The organism is Rhodococcus sp. NPDC019050, from assembly GCF_055664235.1.
Genome location: NZ_JBVOON010000003.1, coordinates 230,261 through 251,106 on the forward strand (window position 1 = coordinate 230,261; position 20,846 = coordinate 251,106).

A 20,846-nucleotide genomic window follows, 5' to 3' on the forward strand; every position below is an offset into this window, starting at 1 on the left:
CGCTAGGTGATCACCGTCACGCCGAACCCGGTCGTCTCACTAGGCGGGACTCCCGAATCAAGAGGCGTCGGGTGCCGACCAGAACGCGCGCATCGACGTGATCCGGCCCGCGTCGTCGAAGGTCATGACGTCGATCGGTTCGAAGACGTACTCGGTCCCGGCCACCTCGGACGTGACCCGGAAATGGAAGGCGGCCTCGTTACCCGCGATGCGCAGGGTCAGCAATTCGGTCGTGTTGCGGGAGTTCTCGAGCGCTGCGTACAGCGGAAGGATCTCCTCGCGGCCCTTGCGCACGTCGCTGCCGACCGGATCCTCGACGGTGGCGGTCTCGGAGTACAGGTCTGCGATACCGGCCGCCGACGACGCCTCGATCCGCCGCAGGTATTCCGTGACGGTCGTGCGAATACGGTCCTGGGTGGGGGTGCTCATCGTGAGGTTCAGCCGATCTTTGCGGGAGCGGGAGCGGGAAGCAGTGCGGCCCTGCCGTGGGCTGCGAACTCGGCCTCGAGGCGCGTGCGCGCCTCGTCGTCGAGCGGGACGTATTCGGGCGTACGCCCGACACGCACGTACACGGTGTCGTCGGTGTTCCAGGCCGCGGCACGCAACGGCGCCTTGTCGACCTTGTTGCTGCCGGTCAGCGGAATCCGTTCGGTCAGCCGGACGAATCGGGGCCACCACTTGTCGCCCATGTCCGGCTGTTCGGAGAGAAACGCACCGAAGGCAGCAGGATCGAATGTCGCGCCGGGCTCGAGTTCGACGGCGCACATCACCTGGTCGCCGGTCGACGGGTCCGGCACTGCGAAGACCGGCGCGGACAGGATCCCGGGGCAGCGGTGCAGAACCCGCTCGACCGGGGCAGCCGAGAAGTTCTCGCTGTCGACCCGCAGCCAGTCGGAGGAACGGCCTGCGAAGTAGAAGAACCCGTCGGCGTCGCGGTAACCCAGGTCGCCCGACCAGAAGTCGTTGCCCTTGATCCGGTCCGCCATCGCGCCGGGATTCTTGTAGTACCCCTCGAAGGTGTGGGCCGTGTTCCGCGCGACGATCTCCCCGACCGCCTCTCCGTTGAGGAGGCGTCCGGTCTCGTCGAATCGGGCCGGCGGGCATTCCTCGCCGGTCGACTCGTCGAGGATCCGCACGTCGACACCGCTCACCGCGACGCCGAGGGAACCGGCCGGAGTGTCCGGGGTGCGGTTGATCCGGAAGACTCCTTCGCTGGAGCCGTAGCCCTCGATGACCGTGCAGCCGAACCGCTCCGAGAAACGGGCGACATCGACCTCGGAGGCTTCCGTGCCGAAGGCGACCTCCAGCGTCCCGGTCCGGTCGCGCGGGTCCTCGGGGCGGCTGAGGACGTACGCCAGCGCACGCCCCACATAGTTGACGAAGGTGGCACCGTACCGGTGGATGTCGTCGGCGAACCGGCTCGCGGAGAACTTGCGGATCATGCTCACCGTCGCGCCGACGCTCATCGCGGTACCGAGGTTGAGCATGAGGGCGTTGCCGTGGAACAACGGCATGCACAGGTAGGCGACCGAGTCGCGATGCATGCGCGTGCGTTCCGCGAGCGGACCGAGCAGTCGCGCGAGACGACCCTGACTGACGATGACGGCCTTGGGTGCGCCGGTGGACCCCGAACTGAACAGCAGGAGCGCGATGTCCTCCGCGGACGGCGCCGTGCCGGGCAGCGGGGACCCCCGGAAGGGTTCGAGGAACTCCCGGTAACCGGGGGCATCTATGTCGAGAACCTTGTCGGCCGGCAGGCCGTGGTCGGTGCCCTGCACCAGGTGCGCGAGACGAGATTCGGTGATGATCAGATCGACGTCGGCGTGCCGCACGTCGCGTGCGATCTCCGGCCCGCTGCGGCTGGCGTTGATGCCGACGACAACGGCGCCCGCGACGGCACCGGCGCCGATCCAGAAGACGAAGTCGGGAACGTTCTCGAGGAGCACGCCGATGTGGCGCTGCCGCCCGGCGGGCTGGGGCACGGCCGAGACCAGTGCTGCGGCGCGATCGGCGCTCTCCTGCACGACCTCGTCCCAGGTCCACTGCCGGTTCTCGAAGCGCAGACCGACCTTGGTGTCGCCGCGGCGAGCCCGCACTACTTCGGCGAACGTGTCCAACTCATACCTCCAGATAGTGACCAGCCGGTTGGTGACCGAATGAGGACGTCACAGACGGTTCGATCACAACAGACCCCGGTGGTCGGCCGTGTCACATTCCCGACCAGCGGGAGCGTGCGACCCGCTATGCGCCGGCGAACGCGGCCCGGCCACCCGAGAGAACGGCACCGGCACCGGTGGTGACGTCGAACCGGACGTCGTCGGCACCGCCCCACGCGCGGACCTCGGCGACGTCTCCCGGAAAGACGGGAGCCGCGAACCGGCCGGACAGAGCGGTGAGATCGGCGGGATGCGCGCCGAGCACCCGAGCGAGCGGCAGGGTGGTCGCGGCCAGCGTGCAGAGCCCGTGCAGGATCGGGCGCGGCTGCCCGATGCGGGCCGCAGCCTCCGGGTCGATGTGGATGTGGTGCCGGTCGCCGGTGAGCCGGTACAGGACTGCCTGCTCCGCGTGGGTGGTCAGGGTTGCGGTCACATCGGGTTCGCCCTCGGGGTGGGCGGGTGCCGAAGGCCCGCGCTCTCCCCCGAAGCCGCCTGCTCCCGGTGCGAACAGCGACCACGTGGCGACGAAGTAGTCGCTCTCCACGACAACCTCGAACACGGCGGCGCGGCCCTTGTCCCAGACCTCTCCGACGCGCGCGGTCATCGTGATGCTGCCCGAACGCGGCAGCGGTGCCCGAACCTCGAGGCTCTGGGAACCGTGCAGTGCGGTCTTCGTGTCGAACGCGCCGAGGGCACCGAGCGCGTCGGGCGCCCACTGGGCCAGGGTCAGAGCGAACGTCGGCAGGACCCGCAGACGCTCCTCGAACACGAGGTCGAGATCGGTGGCGCCGGCGCCGACCGCCAGCGCGTACAAGATGGCGTCGCGCTCGTCGTAGTCGACCGTTCGGGTGCCGAGTTCGGCACCGCGCCAGGTTGCCGGCGTCGTCGCATCGGTCGTGGTTACGGCGTGTGTGGGCATCGTTTCGTGTCCTTTCCAGGCGTCCGTTCGCACGCTAGGCACCACGTCCGCCCGGGTCACCAGGCATCCCACTGACCGGTACATTCGAACGTCGGGGTGAGGGCGTGAGAGATTCTTGCGATCCACGGCCCAGGAGGAGGGGACAGTCGTGCAGCGTGCAGGAACACCGGGGATTCGCCGGTCGGCGACGCCCCGGCCGGGTCGCGGGAGGCGACCCCGGGTCGACGGTGCGCGATGAGTATCCCTCCCGGTCCCTTCCCGTTCCTGGACCAGCTCATCTCGCGGCTCACAGGGCCAGGCGGCGAATTCGAGATCGTGATGGACGAGGTCCTCGGTACCTCGATGCCGGTCATGCGTAAACGCAACCGTGCTGTGGCCGATCTGCTGTCGCAGTCGCTCGCCTGGGGTGACCGCGAGTATCTGGTCACGGCCGACCGGCGCATCACTTTCGCGGAGAACGCGCGGGAGTCGTACGCACTCGCGGCCGCGCTGCACGAGCGGTACGGCGTGCGCCCGGGTGATCGCGTGGCGATCCTGTCTGCGAACAGACCCGAGTGGGTCACGGTGTTCTGGGCGACGCAGGCGCTCGGTGCCATCACGGTCGGCCTCAACGCGTGGTGGGTGCAGCCGGAACTGGAGTTCGGCATCCGTAACTCGCGTCCGCGCATCGTCTTCGTCGACAGCCCCCGCGTCGAACCGGTCACCGGCATCGTCACGGACGACACTGTGGTGTTGTCCGTCGAAACCGATCTTCCCCGACTGATCGCAGAGTTCGACGGGCGACAACCGTCGCCCCCGAGAATCGACGAGGACGACCCGGCCGTCCTGCTGTACACCTCCGGGACGAGCGGAGATCCCAAGGGCGCCTTGCACTCCCAGCGCAACCTGCTGGCAGTCGTCGACTACCAGCGTTATACCGAAGCGATCCAGAGGATCTGGACGGGCGAAACGTACGACCGCGCTGCCCCCTCCGAGTCCCGCTACCTGCTGACATCGTCGCTTTTCCACATCACGAGCCTGCACAACACAATCGTGCCCAGACTGGCGATGGGAAGCACCGTGGTGATGAACCAGGGGTGGTTCGACGTCCACCGGGTTCTGGAGTTCATCGAGCGCGAGCAGATCACGCATTGGCTGGCCGTGCCGTCGATGGCGGCGCGCATGCTCGAGGACGAAGACCTGGACCGATACGACCTGACGTCGCTGACCCGGTTCACGCTCTCGTCGGAACCCTCCACACCGGAGTTCAAACAGCGTCTGCGCGAGCAACTCCCGTTCGGCCGGCACGCCATGGTCGACAGTTACTCCATCACCGAGTGCAGTACGTCGATCGCCGTGGCCACTGCGCAGGAACTCGAGCACCATCCAGGCACCGTCGGCACGCCCATCCTCACCGTCAGCCTGGAGATCCGCGACAAGTACGGAGCGTGGCTACCCGACGGCCACGTCGGCGAGGTCTGCGTCCGCAGTCCGTTCGTCATGCTCGGATACTGGGACGACGAGAAGGCCACCGCCGAAGCGATCACTCCGGACCGCTGGCTGCGGACCGGCGATTTCGGCGTGGTCGAGGACGGTCGGCTGCGACTGGTCGGCCGTCGCGCGGATCTCATCCACCAGAACGGTGAGAACATCTACCCGTCCGAGGTCGAGCGGGTGCTTGCGCAGCATCCTGCCGTGCGTGAGTGCCTGGTCACGGGAACGCCGCACGCCGACTGGGGACAGGAAGTCGTTGCCGTGGTCGTCCTCGTCCCGGGTGCGACGGTCACCGAAGAGGATCTGACGAAGTTCGCCGCCGAGCACCTCGCCTACTTCAAGGTGCCCACCCGGTGGCGTCTGACCCATGATCTGCTGCCGCGCAACTCCACCGGGAAGATCGTCCGGAAGGGCTGGCGCGGTACCCGCGGACCGGATCTGTGACCGTCCGGGTGGTTCCTGCTGCTGCGCGGGAACCACCCGGACGCTCAACCGGTACGAGATCAGCTCAGGCGCTCCAGAACCATCGCCATACCCTGACCACCACCGACACACATCGTCTCCACACCGAACTGCTTGTCCTGCTCACGCAGGTTGTTCAGCAGCGTGTTCGTGATCCGCGCACCCGTCATACCGAACGGGTGACCCAGCGCGATCGCACCACCGGAGATGTTCAGCTTGTCCTCGTCGATCTCCAACTCACGCGCCGAGCCGAGCACCTGCACCGCAAACGCCTCGTTGATCTCGAACAGATCGATATCCGAAATCCCCATACCGGCATTGGCCAGCGCCTTGCGGGTCGCATCGATCGGGCCCAGGCCCATGATCTCCGGCGAGAGCCCCGACACCCCGGTCGAGACGATCCGCGCCAGTGGCGTCAGCCCGAGGGCCTTCGCTTTGGTATCGGACATGATGACCAGCGCCGCGGCACCATCGTTGAGCGGGCACGCGTTGCCCGCGGTGACCGTGCCGTCGGGCCGGAAGACCGGCTTGAGCTGGCTGACCGCCTCGTAGGTGGTGCCGGGACGCGGGCCGTCGTCGGTGGAGACGACGGTGCCGTCGGCGAGGGTGACCGGCGTGATCTCCTTTTCGAAGAATCCCGACTTGATCGCTTCCTCGGCCCGGTTGTGCGAACGGACGCCCCACCGGTCCTGGTCCTCGCGGGAGATTCCGGTGAACGACGCGACGTTCTCCGCGGTCTGACCCATTCCCAGGTACACGTCCGGAAGCAGACCGTCCTTGCGCGGGTCGGTCCACGCGACGCCACCCTCGGCGAGCGTTGCACTGCGCGCCTGGGCATCGTCGAACAGCGGGTTCTTGGTGTTCGGCAGGCCGTCGGCGTTGCCGGTCACGAAGCTCGACACCGACTCGACGCCGGCGGAGATGAACACGTCCCCTTCGCCGGCCTTGATCGCGTGCAGCGCCATGCGGGTGGTCTGCAACGACGACGAGCAGTAGCGGTTGACGGTCACGCCGGACAGGAAATCGTAGCCGAGTTGCACGGCGATCACCCGCGCGATGTTGAATCCGGACTGACCGGCGGGCTGACCGCAGCCGACCATCATGTCGTCGATCTCGGTGGGGTCGAGTTCGGGGATCTTCGCGAGAGCCGCCGCGACCATCTGGGTCGCCAGGTCGTCGGGGCGGATCGACGCGAGGGACCCCTTGCGTGCACGCCCGATGGGCGATCTCACGGCCGACACGATCACTGCTTCGGTCATCTTCTCTCCTCGTATTCGTTTTCGTAACAGGTTGGGGCCGAATGCAGTACGCCCTCGAGTTTCGAGGGAATCGTGTTTCGGCAAGAGAGCTGTGGGGCGGGCGAGCGTTTCGGGCTCCTGTGCCCCACAGGGTTCGTGTGCTAACTTACCAAGCAATCGCTTGGTTTGGTACAGACGTTAGGAACATGCCATGGGCATCACCTCGACCTCCGACAGCGCCGGTATCACCACGGTCACCGTCGACTTCCCTCCCGTGAACGCCCTTCCTTCACAGGCGTGGTTCGACCTGGCCGACGCGGTCCTCACCGCCGGGAAAGACCCGAAAACGCACGTCGTCATCCTTCGAGCAGAAGGCCGCGGCTTCAACGCGGGCGTCGACATCAAGGAAATGCAGGCCACCGAGGGTTACGAGGCGCTCATCGCCGCCAACCACGGCTGTGCCGCAGCGTTCGCGGCGGTGTACGACTGCGAGGTCCCGGTGATCGTCGCCGTGAACGGCTTCTGCGTCGGCGGCGGCATCGGTCTCGTCGGCAACGCCGATGTCATCCTCGCGTCCGACGACGCGGTCTTCGGCCTCCCCGAGGTGGACCGCGGGGCACTCGGAGCCGCAACCCACCTTGCGCGGCTTGTCCCGCAGCACCTCATGCGCACGCTGTACTACACGGCACAGAACGTGACGGCGCAGCAGCTCGAACACTTCGGTTCCGTCTACAAGGTGGTCCCGCGCGACGAGCTGGACGGTGCCGCGCGTGAAGTCGCCGAGATGATCGCGGCGAAGGACACCCGCGTCATCCGTCGCGCGAAGGAAGCCATCAACCGCATCGACCCCGTCGACGTCAAGACCAGCTACCGCCTCGAGCAGGGCTTCACCTTCGAGCTCAACCTCGCCGGCGTCGCCGACGAACACCGCGACGAGTTCGTCGCCACCGGAAAAGCCCGGTCCAACAGCTGAAGTCCCCACTCTCACAGGAGTTCGAAATCCATGCGTGACAAGAGAATGTCGCTCGACGATGTGGTCGGCGAGCTGCGCAGCGGAATGACCATCGGCATCGGCGGCTGGGGTTCGCGCCGCAAGCCGATGGCGCTGGTCCGCGCGATCCTGCGATCGGACATCACCGACCTGACGGTCGTGACCTACGGAGGCCCGGACCTCGGCCTGCTGTGCTCGGCGGGGAAGGTCAAGAAGGCGTACTACGGTTTCGTCTCCCTCGACTCGGCACCGTTCTACGACCCGTGGTTCGCCAAGGCCCGCACGGGCGGCGAGATCATCGCCCGCGAAATGGACGAGGGAATGGTCAAGTGCGGCCTCGAGGCCGCCGCGGCGCGCCTTCCCTTCCTTCCGATCCGTGCCGGACTCGGTTCGGATGTCGTCGAATTCTGGGAAGGCGAACTGAAGACCGTCACCTCCCCCTATCCGGGACCGGACGGCACCGAGACCTTGATCGCGATGCCCGCACTGAACCTCGATGCGTCGCTGGTGCATCTCAATATCGGTGACGCACACGGCAACGCGGCATACACCGGTGTCGATCCCTACTTCGACGACCTCTACTGCATGGCAGCCGAGAAGCGTTACGTCTCGGTGGAGCGAATCGTCGATACCGAAGAGCTCGTCAAATCCGTTCCGTTGCAGTCGATCATCCTCAACCGGATGATGGTCGACGGCGTTGTCGAAGCACCCGGCGGTGCCCACTTCACTCTCGCGGGTGACAGTTACGGACGCGACGAAAAGTTCCAGCGTCATTACGCCGAGTCGGCCAAGGACCCCGAGTCCTGGCAGAAGTTCGTCGATCGCTTCCTGTCGGGCAGCGAAGACGACTACCAGGCCGCCGTCCAGAAGTTCGCAGCCGAATCCAAGAGTGGGGAGCAGGCATGAGCACCACCGAAACCGTGACCCGCGCCGAATACTGCGCGATCGCATGTGCGGAAATCTTCTCCGGCGCAGGCGAGATCATGGCCAGCCCGATGGCGACCCTCCCGCAGATCGGTGCGCGCCTCGCCAAGCTCACCACCGAGCCCGACCTGCTGATCACCGACGGTGAGGCGCTCATCCTCGCCGAGGTCCCGCCGCTCGGCGCGAAGGCACCGATCGAGGGATGGATGCCGTTCCGGAAGGTGTTCGACGTGGTCGCGTCCGGCCGTCGCCACGTGGTCATGGGCGCCAACCAGATCGATCGCCACGGTAACCAGAACCTTTCGGCGTTCGGTCCGCTCCAGCACCCCACCCGCCAGATGTTCGGCGTGCGCGGCGCTCCGGGCAACACCATCAACCACGCCACCAGTTACTGGGTCGGCCGGCACACCGCCCGGGTGTTCACCGACAAGGTCGACATCGTCTCGGGTGTCGGATACGACAAGGTCGATCCCGAGAATCCGGCGTACCGGTTCCTGAGCATCCCCCGCGTCGTCACGAATCTCGGTGTGTTCGACTTCGGCGGGCCGGGCCACACGTTCCGGGCGCTGTCGCTGCACCCTGGCGTCGAGGCCGCGACGGTCGCCGAGAACACCTCTTTCGAGGTCGCCGGGCTGGACGAGGCCGGCGTGACCCGCGAACCGACCGCCGAGGAACTGCGGCTCATCCGGGAGGTGCTCGACCCGAAGAGCCTGCGTGACCGCGAGGTCTCCCTGTGACGATCCTGCGCACGCCCCTCACGGAACTGGTGGGCATCGAACATCCCATCGTCCAGACGGGCATGGGATGGGTCTCCGGCCCCCGCTTGACGGCTGCGACGTCGAACGCGGGTGGCCTCGGCATCCTCGCCTCGGCGACGATGACGTACCCCGAACTCGAAGCCGCGGTCGCGAAGACCAAGTCGCTCACCGACAAGCCGTTCGGTGTGAACATGCGGGCCGACGCGTCGGATGCCGCTGAGCGCATCGATTTGCTGATCCGCGAGAACGTCAAGGTCGCGTCGTTCGCGTTGGCTCCCAAGAAAGAGCTGATCGCGAAACTCAAGGATCACGGCATCGTCGTGATTCCGTCGATCGGCGCCGCCAAGCACGCGGTGAAGGTCGCGTCGTGGGGTGCGGACGCCGTGATCGTGCAGGGCGGCGAGGGTGGCGGGCACACCGGGCCCGTCGCCACGACACTGTTGCTCCCGAGCGTGCTCGACGCAGTCGACATCCCGGTCATCGCCGCGGGTGGTTTCTTCGACGGGCGAGGACTTGCCGCAGCACTCTCGTACGGTGCCGCCGGCGTTGCGATGGGGACGCGCTTCCTTCTCACCAGCGACAGCGCCGTGCCGGATTCGGTCAAGCAGCAGTATCTCTCGCGTGGTCTTCAGGACACGACGGTGTCGTTGAAGGTGGACGGCATGCCGCACCGCGTGCTCAACACCGACCTCGTCGACAGCCTCGAACGGTCCAGCTACGCGAAGGGATTGTTCGCGGCCGCCCGCAACGCCACGAAGTTCAAATCCATGACCGGGATGAAGTGGTCCACCCTCGTCCGCGACGGTCTCGCGATGAAGAAGGCGAGCGACCGCACGTGGCAGCAGATCATCATGGCCGCCAATACGCCGATGTTGCTCAAAGCCGGTCTGGTGGAGGGTAATACCGAGGCCGGTGTTCTTGCCTCCGGTCAGGTCGTCGGCATGGTCGACGATCTGCCCAGCTGCCGGGAACTCATCGACCGGATCGTCGCCGAGGCTGTCGAGCGGATCGACGCCCTCGATGCACTGCGCGAAACCGGGCGCCCTGCCGCCTGATCCGTCATCTCGTCTGCAGCACCCGGCCACCCGTGGCCGGGTGCTGTGGCATTTCCGGGCCGCAGGCAGCGCGGGCACGGTACCGTTCCCGAAAAGCTGTCACGGCAGGTCGGGGGGTCTCACGTGCAAAGAGCCAGGTCACGAGCATGGGTTGCCGCCGTCATCGCGACGATCGCCGTGGTGTCGGCCGCTCCGGCAGCGGCCGACCCGTCGGGTGGTCCCGATGCGGTGACATGGCAAGCGAGTGTGGACGCTCCCGACGCGTATCCCGGAACCTCGGTCGATTGGGACGTCCCCATCACTCTCGGTGACGGTACGGTGCTGCGGGCGAACGTGTTCCGGCCGGCGCATGCAGACGGCTCACCCGTCTCCGAGCCGACGCCGGTGGTACTGAACCTCACGCCCTACACCAAACTGGTGTCCACGCTCGCCTCGGTGGTCATGGAGGATCCGCCCCTCGGGCCGGTCGTCGAGAATCTCGGCACCACCTTGAATTTGGGTGCACCGCTCGACGGCATCACCGAACTCGCGGCCCCCGCGTCACAACTCGGCAAGGTTTTCGGGCTCAACCGTGACCTCGTGCAGAACGGTTACACCCAGGTCGTCGTGGACGTACGCGGCACGGGTTTCTCCCACGGGCAGTGGCAGATTCTGGGCCCGCGCGAACAACAGGACACGGTCGAGGTCATCGAATGGGCGGCGTCGCAGCCGTGGTCCAACGGTCGCGTGGGAACGACAGGTGTGTCGTACTCGGCGATCAATCAGATTCAGGCGGCGGGACTTCGGCCCCGGGCTCTCGACGCCGTGTTCGCGGTCGAACCCGGCAACGACCTTCTCCGCGACATCGTCGGTACGGGTGGCGCACTGGGCATCGGTTTCATGCCCGCCTGGCTGGGTCTCGTCAACGGCCTCAAGTGGCTGCCCGATCTGCAGGCGCTGATCGAGGGCCGCTTCGATGCCCAGTGGTTACGCGATCGGCTCGTCGACCCCACCACGAAGATCCCCGAACTGATCGAGGTCATCACGGCCCCGAGCGTCGACTCCGTCTCTCCGGGCGCCCTCGAGGTCGCACAGGACGGGCCCTTCTATCAGGAGCGGCAGGCGCGTCTCGAGTCGATCACGGTGCCCACCTTCGTCTTCGGGAATTGGCACGACATCTTCGCGAACAGCGAACCCGACATCTACAACCGGATTCCCGTCGAACCCGGCCGTAAGCAACTCGTCATGGGCGACGGGTACCACGCCGTGACGGGAACGGGCTTCGGCAGGCCGGGATATCCGCCGAACATCGCGGCGCTGCAGCGCGCGTGGTTCGACCGCTGGCTCCGGGACATGGACAACGGAATCGACGCGTACGGTCCCGTCACCTTGTTGCAGCAGGGCGGGGGGTGGACCACCACCGGGCAGTTTCCCCGCGCGGGCGTCCGCCACGAGAAACTGTTCCTGGCGGCGGACCCGAGCGGGACGGCGGGGCATGCGGTGCACGACGGGACACTCGTGTCCGCTCCCCCGGCCGACGCACGACGCTTGACCGTCGCCCCGGGACTGCGCGGGTTCTGCTCGCGCGAAGGAGCACAGGGCACCGCCGGCATCACCGTGTTGCTCGGCGCGGCGTGCAGCAAGGACTCCCGATTTCACGAGGCCGAGGCACTGACGTTCACCACCGATGCCCTTTCCGAGCCGATGGTGTTGTCGGGGCCGATCAACGTGCACCTCAACACCGTCCTCGACGCCACGGACGGGTTCTGGTCGGTGACGGTCAACGACGTTGCCCCGGACGGACGCTCCACGGTCCTGTCGAGTGGCTCGCTCGTCTCCTCCCTCCGAGCGATCGACGACTCCCGGAGCTCGTTCACGGCCGACGGCGACTACGCCGAGGCACACCCGATCCTCACGCTCGCGACGAGGAAGCCTGTCGTGCCGGGCGAACCGACGGCGCTGGACATCAGCACACTGCCCACGGATGCGTTGGTCGCACCGGGCCACCGGCTACGCATCGACGTGTACGCCGCCAACGTTCCGCGGTCGCTTCCGCTGGGACCGATGACCAGAGAGAGCGGGCTGCGTCCGCAGCACCTCGAACTGGACCCGTCTACCCCGAGTCTCGTCACTCTACCGACGGTGCGCTAGCTCAACTGGGAGAATCAATCGTCAGGACCGCCGCAGTGGTCGCGCAGCCCGACGCGGTGTGAAGTCTGCAGCCACCACTGTGAAGGGTGCCTCGATGCCGAAACTGAGCCGTTCTATGAGAACGTCCAATCGCATTACGACCTGTCCGACGAATTCTTCGACCTGTTCCTCGATCCCACGCGAACCTACAGTTGCGCCTTCTTCGAGCGCGACGACATGTCGCTCGAGGAGGCGCAGAAGGCGAAGATCGACCTTTCCCTCCGCAAATGCGACCTGCGACCCGAGATGACACTGCTCGACATCGGGTGTGGGTGGGGCTCCACCATGCGGCGGGCGATCGAGCGGTACGACGTCAACGTCATCGGCCTGACGTTGAGTCGCAACCAGTACGAACACGTCTCCGAGATGATCTCGGGGCTCGCGCTCGGGCGCCGTTCCGCAGAGGTCCGGTTGCAGGGCTGGGAGGACTTCGACCAACCGGTGGACCGGATCGTGAGTATCGGGGCGTTCGAGCATTTCCGCCGGCGCCGCTACGACACGTTCTTCGAGCGCACCGCGCGCATCCTGCCGCCGGACGGCCGGATGTTGCTGCACACCATTGTCGGCCACTCACGGCAACTGCTCGAGGACATGGATGTCGAGGTGAACCGGGACGACGCCCTTTTCCTCCGGTTCATCCTGCGAGAGATCTTCCCGGGTGGACAGCTCCCCGAGCGCGACATGATCATTACCGGCGCACAGCGTCACGGCTTCTGGGTGCAGAACATCGAATCGCTCCAACCGCACTACGCGCACACCCTGGACCTGTGGGCCCACGCCCTCGAGTCCCGCCACGACGAGGCGGTGGAGTTGGCGTCCGAAGAGGTCTTCCAGCGGTACATGCGGTACCTCACCGGCTGCGCCGAGAACTTCCGTCGCGGACTGATCGACCTTCAGCAGTTCACCCTCGTCAAGCATCCCCGGGCGGGTGCGCCAGGTACCGCCTGACGCGACGGTGATCACACGTAAATCTGCAGCGACCACTGTAGACAATCGCTTTTTGTGGTTGTAAATTATGCGTTGTAAGTGAGAGCGAGACCGAAGAGAAGAGCAGGGACGACCTGCCTACGGAGGAATCGAGAAGCTTGGAGTAGGGCGCGTCGAGCCGGTGAGTTGAGTATCCGGAAGTGCTCGAAGCGTTCGACTCCATCGGGGCCGGAGCTGGTGCGGCCCCTGGATACAGGAATTACCCGACTGGAGGTGGTGCGCGGTCAGTAGTCGAAATCGAGTTCCGTCCACCGAGGCGGGACGACAGTGAATGGCCGACCGACCAGTTGGCCCGTGTAATTAGATGAACCCCTTGGACCCCGGCGCCGACGGCGCCGGGGTCCCCGTCCATGTATACGAAGGGCGACGCGGACACCCCGTGAAACGAAACAGAGACGCCGAAGACAAGTTCGACGACGAGAACTTCCCTGCGTACAGCATGGGACGCGCGGCCGAAATCCTCGGCGTCACCCAGGCATTCCTCCGGAGCCTCGACACCGCGAACCTGGTCAATCCGATGCGGTCGGAAGGCGGTCACCGGCGGTACTCGCGATACCAACTGCGCATCGCATCGCGGGCACGGGAACTCGTAGATCAGGGCACCGCACTCGACGCCGCCTGCCGGATCATCATCCTGGAAGATCAGCTCAGCGAAGCGTTGCGCATCAACGAAGAACTACGGCAATCCACGTCCGGCGCCCCGGAGACAGCTGGGCCGGGCGGCGCCTCGACCCCCGAGACCGACTCCCTCGACTGAGCGGGATCGTCAACAACACCGTGCACCGGGCTTCGCGTCCGCCTCGGCGTGCCGCTCCCTCCAGTACTCGCGCTCACTCGGAACCGCGCAGCCCGGATGGTGCCTGCGGTGCCACTCGGCATACCGGGCGTAGTCGTGGTCGCCCATCAGCGCGCCGACCCACCACCACAGCCGGCGCAGTGCGGCGCTCATTGCGCACCTGTCTTCTCGGAACTGGGCCGATGGGCACTGCCGTCCCGCGTACCCGCCGCGCCGGGTGCCCTGACCTTTCCGGATGCGATCAATTCGTCCCACTGCTTCTGCAACTCGCGTTCGGCCGGAGTCGGGATGAAGCCCGCGGGCGCGAAGATCTTGGACGGAACTTCCGGGGATTCCGTCGTCGGCAGACCACCCGCACGGACCGCTCGGACACAGACCACGAGGCCGGCCGCGACCACCACGAGCACCAGAACCGCGAACACGATCGACAACGTGCCCTGAATGAACGTGTTGCGGATGACGGCGTCGATCTCGGCGGCACTGTCTGCCGACCCGAACGCCGTGGCCCCCGAATTCTTCGCGTCCACGAAAGCCCTGTGCTGCGCCCAGTACCCGACCGCACGGTCGGAGGAGAAGATCTTCTGCCACGAGGCGGTCATCGTCACCACGAGGTCCCACAGCAGCGGAACGCCGGGGATCCACGCCCACTTCAGCATTCCCTTCTTCACCACGATGGCCAGGACGACCGTCAGAGCGATCGCCGCGAGCAACTGGTTGGCGATGCCGAAGAGCGGGAAGAGCGTGTTGATGCCGCCGAGCGGGTCCGTCACGCCCATCAGCAGGATCGCGCCCCACGCAGCGACCACTATCAGGGAGCAGAGCCACGCACCGGGCCGCCAGGACGGATCCTTGAAGCGGTGGGCGGGTCCCCCGAAATTGCCGAGCGAGTCCGAGAGCATGAAGCGGGCGACACGCGTGCCCGCGTCGACCGTCGTGAGGATGAACAGCGCCTCGAACATGATCGCGAAGTGGTACCAGAACGATTTCAGGGCGTCGCCACCGAACAGATCGCTGAGCACCTGGGACATCCCGAACGCGAGGGTCGGTGCCCCGCCGGTACGCGAAATGATGCTGTCCTCCCCCACGGCGGCAGCGGCCCCGGCGATCTGTTCGGGGGTGATGTCCGGCGCCGACAGACCGAGTCCGTTCACGTACGCGGCGGCCGTTTCCGGAGTACCGCCGGTGAGAACCGCGGGGGCGTTGAGCGCGAAATACAGGTGCTGATCGATGATGCACGCGGTGACCAGAGCCATGATCGCGACGAACGATTCGGTAAGCATCCCGCCGTACCCGATCAGCCGGGTCTGCTTCTCCTTTTCGAGCATCTTCGGCGTGGTGCCGGACGAGATGAGGGCGTGGAATCCCGACAGCGCACCACAGGCGATGGTGATGAAAAGGAACGGGAACAGCGAACCGGCGAATGCGGGACCGTTACCGGCGATCGCAAAGGACGACACCGCCGGCATCGTGATGTCGGGACGGGCGACGAGGATGCCCAGTGCGAGCAGCGCGATGGTGCCGACCTTCATGAAGGTCGAGAGGTAGTCGCGGGGAGCGAGCAGCAACCACACCGGGAGCACCGAGGCGGCGAACCCGTACGCGATCATCAGCCATGCGATCGTCACCGGGGATAGCGTGAACCACGCTGTGCCCCAGCTCGTCTCGGCCACCCATCCCCCGGCGATGATCGCGAGGAGCAGCAGCGCCACGCCGATGAGCGACACCTCGGAGACCTTTCCGGGCCGCAACAGCCGCAAGTACACGCCCATGAACAAGGCGATGGGGATCGTCATCGCGATGGAGAACAGACCCCACGGGCTCTGGGCCAGCGCATTGACCACCACGAGCGCAAGCACGGCGATGAGGATGATCATGATGACGAAAACCGCGATGAGCGCGGCTGTTCCGCCCACCACGCCGAGTTCCTCCCGGGCCATCTGGCCGAGGCTGCGCCCGCGTCGGCGCGTGGATATCCACAGCACGAGGAAGTCCTGGACGGCGCCGGCGAACACGACGCCCACGATGATCCAGATCGTGCCCGGCAGATAACCCATCTGTGCGGCGAGGACCGGCCCGACGAGCGGTCCGGCACCGGCGATCGCGGCGAAGTGATGCCCGAACAGGACCCGGCGGTCCGTCGGCATGTAGTCCTTGCCGTTCTCCAGGATCTCGGCCGGGGTGGCGCGGTCGTCGCGCGGCCGCACGATCTTTCGCTCGATGAACTTGGCGTAGAACCGGTAGGCGATCAGGTACGTACACACCGCCGCGATGACGAACCAGACCGCGTTGATGTTCTCCCCTCGTACCAGCGCGATCATCGACCAGGCCACGGCACCCACGAGCGCGAGAATCACGAACACGATTCGTGAGGCGAGCGACATCGGAGTTCGGTCGATGACGCCGACAGGGGGAAGATCCGGATCCGTACGGAGATATTCGACGTACTCGCGACTGGGCGACGACTGCTCGACGGCCATTTCGGCTCCTCACCGGATCGGCGCGGGACCCTGCGAGACGCCACGGTGGTCCGCGTCGTCGCGCACGGTGTTGGCCTGGGTCACGGTACTCGGGTGACCCCGGTGAAAACCTCGGAAATGGCGCGAATGTGAAGGTTCGATCTGCTGTCGCCCGAGCTTCGCTGTGGGGCGGCAGCAGGGTCAGCCGCGCGCCGCTATCCGCGCCCGTACCTCGGGGCGGCGTAGCGGCGGCACGGTGCGGGGAGGTTGTCTGCGCTCGGGCAGCGACGCCAGCAACCTGGTGGTCGTCGCAGCGACCTCGGCGACAGCCTGCTCGAACGGCTCCCGGGTCGCGTCGGACAGGGATTGGATTCCGGTGACCTTGCGGACGTACTGCCGGGCGGCCGCCTCGATTTCCTCAGCGGTCGCTGCCGGTTCGAGTCCGCGCAGCTCGGTGATGTTCCGGCACATGATTCGAGGGTAGAGGCGCCGCGCCCGTCGCGCGCCGTTCGGCAACAGCCGGAACGAACGCGCCACGGGCGCGACGGACTACGAACGTGGTGGAGCGGAGCGTCAGAGGCGCTCGATGATCGTGACGTTGGCGGTGCCGCCACCTTCACAGATGGTGAGCAGACCGTAGCGGCCGCCGGTGCGCTCGAGTTCGTTGAGCAGCGTCGACATCAGCTTGGTGCCGGTCGCGCCGAGGGGATGACCGAGCGCGATCGCGCCGCCGTTGACGTTGACCTTCGCCGGGTCGGCGCCGATCTCCTTGATCCAGGCCAGCACGACCGGCGCGAACGCCTCGTTGATCTCGATCAGGTCGATGTCGTCGATCGTCAGGCCGGTCTTTTCGAGGGCGTACTGCGTCGCCGGGATCGGCGCGGTCAGCATGAAGATCGGGTCGTCGCCACGTGCGCTCAGGTGGTGGATCCGCGCGCGGGGCTTCAGGTCGTACTTCTTCACGGCCTCCTCCGACGCGAGCAACACTGCGGAGGCGCCGTCGGAGATCTGGCTCGCGACGGCTGCGGTGAGGCGGCCCCCTTCGACGAGCGGCTGCAGCGTCGCCATCTTCTCGAGGCTGGTCTCGCGCGGTCCCTCGTCGACGGTGGCGTCACCGAGCGGCACGGTCTCGTTGTCGAAGCGGCCGGCGGCGATCGCGGCCTTGGCGCGTTCGTGGCTCTGCAGCGCCCACTGCTCGAGCTCTTCGCGGCTGATGTCCCACTTCTCGGCGATCATCTCGGCGCCCTTGAACTGGGAGACCTCGTCGCTGCCGTAGCGCTCGGTCCAGCCCGTCGAACCACCGAACGGGGTGTCGAATCCGTACTGCTGTCCCGCCGTCATCGCCGACGAGATCGGGATCTGCGACATGTTCTGCACGCCGCCCGCGATGATGAGGTCGGCGGTGTTGCTCATGATCGCCTGTGCGCCGAAGTGCAGTGCCTGCTGGCTCGATCCGCACTGGCGGTCCACGGTCACGCCCGGCACGTGCTGCGGGTATCCGGCGGCGAGCCACGCGGTGCGGGCGATGTTGCCGGCCTGACCGCCGATGGCGTCGACGCAGCCGAACACCACGTCGTCGACGTCACCGGGGTCGATGCCGGTGCGCTCGACGACAGCCTTGATGACGTGCGCGCCGAGATCGGCCGGATGCACGCCGGACAGGCCGCCCTTCTTCTTGCCGATGGGTGTGCGCACCGCGTCGACGATGTAGGCCTCGGTCATGATTGCTCCTTATGCAGGTCCGGGTTCGACAGTCCGTCGAGCACGATGGAAAGGTATTGCTGTGCAACTTGTTCTGCGGTGAGTGCGCCACCCGGGCGGTACCAGCGCACCGCGACCCACACGGTGTCGCGGACGAACCGGAAGACGAGTTCGACGTCGAGATCCGGGCGGAACGTACCGTCGGCGACACCGCGTTCGAGCACACCGACCCACAACTCCCGAAATTCGGTGTTGCGTTCGCTGATGTACGCGAAGCGCTCGCCTTCGAGGTGCTTGGCTTCGTCCTGATAGATGGCCACCGCCGAATGCGACCTGTCGATCGAGTCGTACGAGGTGGTCACCAGTGCCTCGAGAGTCGACCGGGAATCGAGTCCCGACGCGACGATCTTGCGGTAGCGGTCGAACAGGTCGTCGAGGAATCCGCGCAGGATCTCGTCGACCATCGATTCCTTGGAGTCGAAGTGGTGATAGAGGCTTCCCGAGAGAATCCCGGCCGCATCGGCGATGTCGCGCACGGTCGTCGCGCGGACGCCCCTCGAAGCGAAGAGATCGGCGGCAATGGCGAGCAGTTCGGCGCGGCGTCCGGTCTTGCCGTTGCTGTCGTCGCGAGGTGGAGTCATGAAGACATCCTTTCAAGCTGCCGTACGCGGTCCCGGTCGCGGGGAGCCACGCTCGGGCGAGTCAGGCGCGCTGGGACGAGACGGACACGACCTCGCCGGTCAGGTACGTGGTGTAGTCGCTCGCGAGCATCGCGATGGTTGCCGCGACCTCCCACACCTCCGCGGCGCGACCGAACGCTTCACCCGCTGCGAGCCGGTCGAGCAGTTCCTCGCTGGTGACCTTTGCGAGGAAGGCGTGCCGCGCGATGGACGGGGCCACGGCGTTGATCCGCACTCCGTACTCCGCGGCTTCGATCGCCGAGCACCGGGTGAGCGCCATGACGCCGGCTTTCGCCGCGGCGTAGTGCGCCTGCGAGTGCTGGGCACGCCAGCCGAGCACCGACGCGTTGTTGACGAGCACCCCGCCGTGATCGACCGAGCGGAAGTAGCGCAGCGCCGCCCGCGTGGCGCGGAAGGTGCTGGTGAGGGTGATGTCGAGAACGCGGTCCCACTGCTCGTCGGTCATGTCCACGACGGGCGTCTCGCCGCCGAGACCGGCGTTGTTGATGAGGACGTCGATGCGGCCGAGTCGCTCGGCGGCACCGGTGATGAGCGCGTCGACCTGTTCGGTGGACGACACGTCGCACACGATCGAGGCGACCTGCTGCTCGGGGAACTCCGCCGCGAGCTTGTCGGCGGCTTCCCCGAGACGACGCTCGTGGAAGTCGGAGACGAGCACGTCGGCGCCTTCGAGCAGGGCGCGCCGCGCCGACGAGAAGCCGATCCCGGTGCCGGCTGCGGCCGTGACGACGACCTTCTTGCCCGCGAGCAGCCCGTGACCCGGTGTTTCGACGGGCGCGGTGGCGAGCGGTGAAACGGCTGGCGAAGTGGTCACGGACGTGCCTCCCGGGGAAGGCCGAGCACGCGCTCGGCGATGATGTTGCGCTGGATCTCGTTGGATCCGCCGTAGATGGTGTCGGCGCGGGTGAACAGGAACAGTCGCTGCCACTCCGCGAGTTCGAGATGTTCGGGGTCTGTGAGGACGGACGGCGTACCGGCGTGGTCGTGGTCGGGGCCCACGAGTGACGCAGCGCCCTCCACGTCCATCGCCAGTGCGCCGAGGTCGCGATGCCAGTTGGCCCACAGCAACTTCGCGACCGACGCCTGTCCCGGGTCCGCGTCGTCCAGGGTACGCACGGCGTGCGCGCGCATGACCCGAAGCCCGATGCGGGCACGTGCGATCTTCTCGCGAACGGCGGGGTCGTCGAGCGCGCCGTTGGCTGCCGCGACGTCGGTGATGGTCCGGAGTTCGCGGTCGAACCCGATCTGCTGACCGAGGGTAGAGACGCCGCGCTCGAAGGTCAGCAGCCCCATCGCGACCTTCCACCCGTCACCGGGTGCTCCGACGACGAGATCGGCGTCGATCACGGCGTCGTCGAAGAAGACTTCGTTGAATTCGGACGTGCCGGTGAGCTGCTGGATGGGCCGCACCGTCACGCCGGGCTGGTCCAGCGGCACGAGCAGGAAGCTCAGACCGTGGTGCCGCGAGGATCCAGGTTCGGTGCGGGCGACGACGAATGCCCACTGCGCGACGTGGGCCAGCGAGGTCCACACCTTCTGTCCGTTGATCACCCACTTGTCGCCCTCGAGGCGGGCGGTGGTGGTGACGTTGGCCAGATCCGAGCCGGCGCCCGGTTCGGAATAGCCCTGCGCCCACAGTTCGGTGACATTGCGGATTCCGGGCAGGAAGCGCTGCTTCTGTTCCTCGGTTCCGAACGCGATGAGGGTGGGACCGAGCAGTTCCTCACCGAGGTGGTTGACCCGCGCGGGCGCATTCGCCTTCGCGTATTCCTCGTGGAAGATGACGCGCTGTTCCATCGTCGCGCCTCTTCCGCCGTACCGGGTGGGCCAGCCGATGCAGGTCCAGCCCGACTCGGCGAGGTGACGATCCCACGCAAGGCGTTGTTCGAAGAATTCGTGTTCGCTACCGGGTCCGCCCTTGCCCCTGAGCTCGGCGAACTCGCCGGTCAGGTTCTCCTCGAGCCACTGCCGTACGGTGGCCGCGAATTCCGCATTGTCCAGGCTCTCGCTCTCGTGCACGTCTGTACGATAACCTACCAAGCAATTGCTAGGTAGGGAGC

Annotated in this window: 18 protein-coding genes and 1 pseudogene; 8 read left to right on the plus strand and 11 right to left on the minus strand. The window is 66.6% G+C overall.

Annotated features, from left to right (window positions below):
* Nucleotides 1-57: 57 nt before the first annotated feature.
* The 3 genes from AC0B44_RS05660 to AC0B44_RS05670 form a co-directional block, all read right to left on the minus strand.
* Nucleotides 58-429 (minus strand): nuclear transport factor 2 family protein, encoded by a 372-nt coding sequence (locus AC0B44_RS05660; RefSeq protein WP_471901942.1) that lies wholly within the window; start codon nucleotides 427-429, stop codon nucleotides 58-60.
* An 8-nt stretch (nucleotides 430-437) separates the two neighbouring features.
* Nucleotides 438-2,117, minus strand: a complete 1,680-nt coding sequence (locus tag AC0B44_RS05665; protein ID WP_471901943.1) for an AMP-binding protein — start codon at nucleotides 2,115-2,117, stop codon at nucleotides 438-440.
* Between the two features lie 124 nt (nucleotides 2,118-2,241).
* Nucleotides 2,242-3,075, minus strand: a complete 834-nt coding sequence (locus AC0B44_RS05670) for a MaoC/PaaZ C-terminal domain-containing protein (protein WP_471901944.1) — start codon at nucleotides 3,073-3,075, stop codon at nucleotides 2,242-2,244.
* 234 nt (nucleotides 3,076-3,309) lie between these two features.
* On the opposite strand from AC0B44_RS05670, the gene casG reads away from it, so the two are divergent.
* Entirely contained in the window at nucleotides 3,310-4,992 is a 1,683-nt protein-coding gene (gene casG / locus AC0B44_RS05675; RefSeq protein WP_471901945.1) for a steroid-24-oyl-CoA synthetase, read from the plus strand.
* 59 nt (nucleotides 4,993-5,051) lie between these two features.
* Here casG and AC0B44_RS05680 read toward each other — a convergent pair whose 3' ends face one another.
* The gene (locus AC0B44_RS05680; protein WP_471901946.1) at nucleotides 5,052-6,269 is read right to left on the minus strand and encodes an acetyl-CoA C-acetyltransferase; all 1,218 of its coding nucleotides are present in this window, start codon (nucleotides 6,267-6,269) and stop codon (nucleotides 5,052-5,054) included.
* Nucleotides 6,270-6,459: 190 nt separating this feature from the next.
* Here AC0B44_RS05680 and echA20 point away from each other — a divergent pair, with 190 nt between their 5' ends.
* From echA20 to AC0B44_RS05715, 7 genes and pseudogenes are all read left to right on the plus strand, one after another.
* On the plus strand, nucleotides 6,460-7,221 hold the full coding sequence (gene echA20, locus AC0B44_RS05685; protein ID WP_471901947.1) for a (7aS)-7a-methyl-1,5-dioxo-2,3,5,6,7,7a-hexahydro-1H-indene-carboxyl-CoA hydrolase: 762 nt from the start codon (nucleotides 6,460-6,462) through the stop codon (nucleotides 7,219-7,221).
* Between the two features lie 30 nt (nucleotides 7,222-7,251).
* Nucleotides 7,252-8,145 (plus strand): cholesterol ring-cleaving hydrolase subunit IpdA, encoded by an 894-nt coding sequence (gene ipdA, locus AC0B44_RS05690; RefSeq protein WP_471901948.1) that lies wholly within the window; start codon nucleotides 7,252-7,254, stop codon nucleotides 8,143-8,145.
* Nucleotides 8,142-8,900, plus strand: a complete 759-nt coding sequence (gene ipdB / locus AC0B44_RS05695; protein ID WP_471901949.1) for a cholesterol ring-cleaving hydrolase subunit IpdB — start codon at nucleotides 8,142-8,144, stop codon at nucleotides 8,898-8,900. Before ipdA ends, ipdB begins: the two co-directional genes overlap by 4 nt.
* On the plus strand, nucleotides 8,897-9,976 hold the full coding sequence (locus tag AC0B44_RS05700; RefSeq protein ID WP_471901950.1) for an NAD(P)H-dependent flavin oxidoreductase: 1,080 nt from the start codon (nucleotides 8,897-8,899) through the stop codon (nucleotides 9,974-9,976). Before ipdB ends, AC0B44_RS05700 begins: the two co-directional genes overlap by 4 nt.
* Nucleotides 9,977-10,099: 123 nt before the next feature.
* Nucleotides 10,100-12,106 (plus strand): CocE/NonD family hydrolase, encoded by a 2,007-nt coding sequence (locus tag AC0B44_RS05705; protein WP_471901951.1) that lies wholly within the window; start codon nucleotides 10,100-10,102, stop codon nucleotides 12,104-12,106.
* 108 nt (nucleotides 12,107-12,214) lie between these two features.
* Nucleotides 12,215-13,093 (plus strand): annotated as a pseudogene (locus tag AC0B44_RS05710) (cyclopropane mycolic acid synthase family methyltransferase); the annotation flags it as partial.
* Between the two features lie 418 nt (nucleotides 13,094-13,511).
* Nucleotides 13,512-13,889 (plus strand): helix-turn-helix domain-containing protein, encoded by a 378-nt coding sequence (locus tag AC0B44_RS05715; RefSeq protein WP_471901952.1) that lies wholly within the window; start codon nucleotides 13,512-13,514, stop codon nucleotides 13,887-13,889.
* Between the two features lie 9 nt (nucleotides 13,890-13,898).
* On the opposite strand, the gene AC0B44_RS05720 is transcribed toward AC0B44_RS05715, so the two are convergent.
* The 7 genes from AC0B44_RS05720 to AC0B44_RS05750 all read right to left on the minus strand — a co-directional run bounded on the left by AC0B44_RS05720 (nucleotide 13,899) and on the right by AC0B44_RS05750 (nucleotide 20,805).
* A complete protein-coding gene (locus AC0B44_RS05720) occupies nucleotides 13,899-14,081 on the minus strand; it encodes a YbdD/YjiX family protein (protein WP_471901953.1) in 183 nt (60 codons plus the stop codon).
* Nucleotides 14,078-16,405 carry a carbon starvation CstA family protein gene (locus AC0B44_RS05725; protein WP_471901954.1) on the minus strand — a complete coding sequence of 776 codons (2,328 nt, stop codon included), beginning with the start codon at nucleotides 16,403-16,405 and terminating at the stop codon, nucleotides 14,078-14,080. The genes AC0B44_RS05720 and AC0B44_RS05725 overlap by 4 nt, the downstream gene beginning before the upstream one ends.
* Before the next feature lie 180 nt (nucleotides 16,406-16,585).
* Nucleotides 16,586-16,855, minus strand: a complete 270-nt coding sequence (locus AC0B44_RS05730) for a DUF2277 domain-containing protein (protein WP_072702365.1) — start codon at nucleotides 16,853-16,855, stop codon at nucleotides 16,586-16,588.
* Nucleotides 16,856-16,957: 102 nt separating this feature from the next.
* On the minus strand, nucleotides 16,958-18,106 hold the full coding sequence (locus AC0B44_RS05735) for an acetyl-CoA C-acetyltransferase (RefSeq protein WP_471901955.1): 1,149 nt from the start codon (nucleotides 18,104-18,106) through the stop codon (nucleotides 16,958-16,960).
* Nucleotides 18,103-18,726, minus strand: coding sequence for a TetR/AcrR family transcriptional regulator (locus AC0B44_RS05740; protein ID WP_471901956.1), 624 nt, complete (start codon nucleotides 18,724-18,726; stop codon nucleotides 18,103-18,105). Before AC0B44_RS05740 ends, AC0B44_RS05735 begins: the two co-directional genes overlap by 4 nt.
* Before the next feature lie 61 nt (nucleotides 18,727-18,787).
* Nucleotides 18,788-19,600, minus strand: coding sequence for an SDR family oxidoreductase (locus AC0B44_RS05745; RefSeq protein ID WP_471901957.1), 813 nt, complete (start codon nucleotides 19,598-19,600; stop codon nucleotides 18,788-18,790).
* Nucleotides 19,597-20,805: an acyl-CoA dehydrogenase family protein gene (locus AC0B44_RS05750; protein WP_471901958.1), complete on the minus strand. Its 1,209-nt coding sequence runs from the start codon at nucleotides 20,803-20,805 to the stop codon at nucleotides 19,597-19,599. Before AC0B44_RS05750 ends, AC0B44_RS05745 begins: the two co-directional genes overlap by 4 nt.
* Nucleotides 20,806-20,846 lie beyond the last annotated feature (41 nt).

Bases quoted from the DNA above. Each gene is read 5' to 3' on its own strand.
- AC0B44_RS05660 (WP_471901942.1), bottom strand. From the start codon at position 429: ATGAGCACCCCCACCCAGGACCGTATTCGCACGACCGTCACGGAATAC.
- AC0B44_RS05670 (WP_471901944.1), bottom strand. From the start codon at position 3,075: ATGCCCACACACGCCGTAACCACGACCGATGCGACGACGCCGGCAACC.
- casG (WP_471901945.1), top strand. From the start codon at position 3,310: ATGAGTATCCCTCCCGGTCCCTTCCCGTTCCTGGACCAGCTCATCTCG.
- AC0B44_RS05680 (WP_471901946.1), bottom strand. From the start codon at position 6,269: ATGACCGAAGCAGTGATCGTGTCGGCCGTGAGATCGCCCATCGGGCGT.
- echA20 (WP_471901947.1), top strand. From the start codon at position 6,460: ATGGGCATCACCTCGACCTCCGACAGCGCCGGTATCACCACGGTCACC.
- ipdA (WP_471901948.1), top strand. From the start codon at position 7,252: ATGCGTGACAAGAGAATGTCGCTCGACGATGTGGTCGGCGAGCTGCGC.
- ipdB (WP_471901949.1), top strand. From the start codon at position 8,142: ATGAGCACCACCGAAACCGTGACCCGCGCCGAATACTGCGCGATCGCA.
- AC0B44_RS05720 (WP_471901953.1), bottom strand. From the start codon at position 14,081: ATGAGCGCCGCACTGCGCCGGCTGTGGTGGTGGGTCGGCGCGCTGATG.
- AC0B44_RS05725 (WP_471901954.1), bottom strand. From the start codon at position 16,405: ATGGCCGTCGAGCAGTCGTCGCCCAGTCGCGAGTACGTCGAATATCTC.
- AC0B44_RS05730 (WP_072702365.1), bottom strand. From the start codon at position 16,855: ATGTGCCGGAACATCACCGAGCTGCGCGGACTCGAACCGGCAGCGACC.
- AC0B44_RS05735 (WP_471901955.1), bottom strand. From the start codon at position 18,106: ATGACCGAGGCCTACATCGTCGACGCGGTGCGCACACCCATCGGCAAG.
- AC0B44_RS05740 (WP_471901956.1), bottom strand. From the start codon at position 18,726: ATGACTCCACCTCGCGACGACAGCAACGGCAAGACCGGACGCCGCGCC.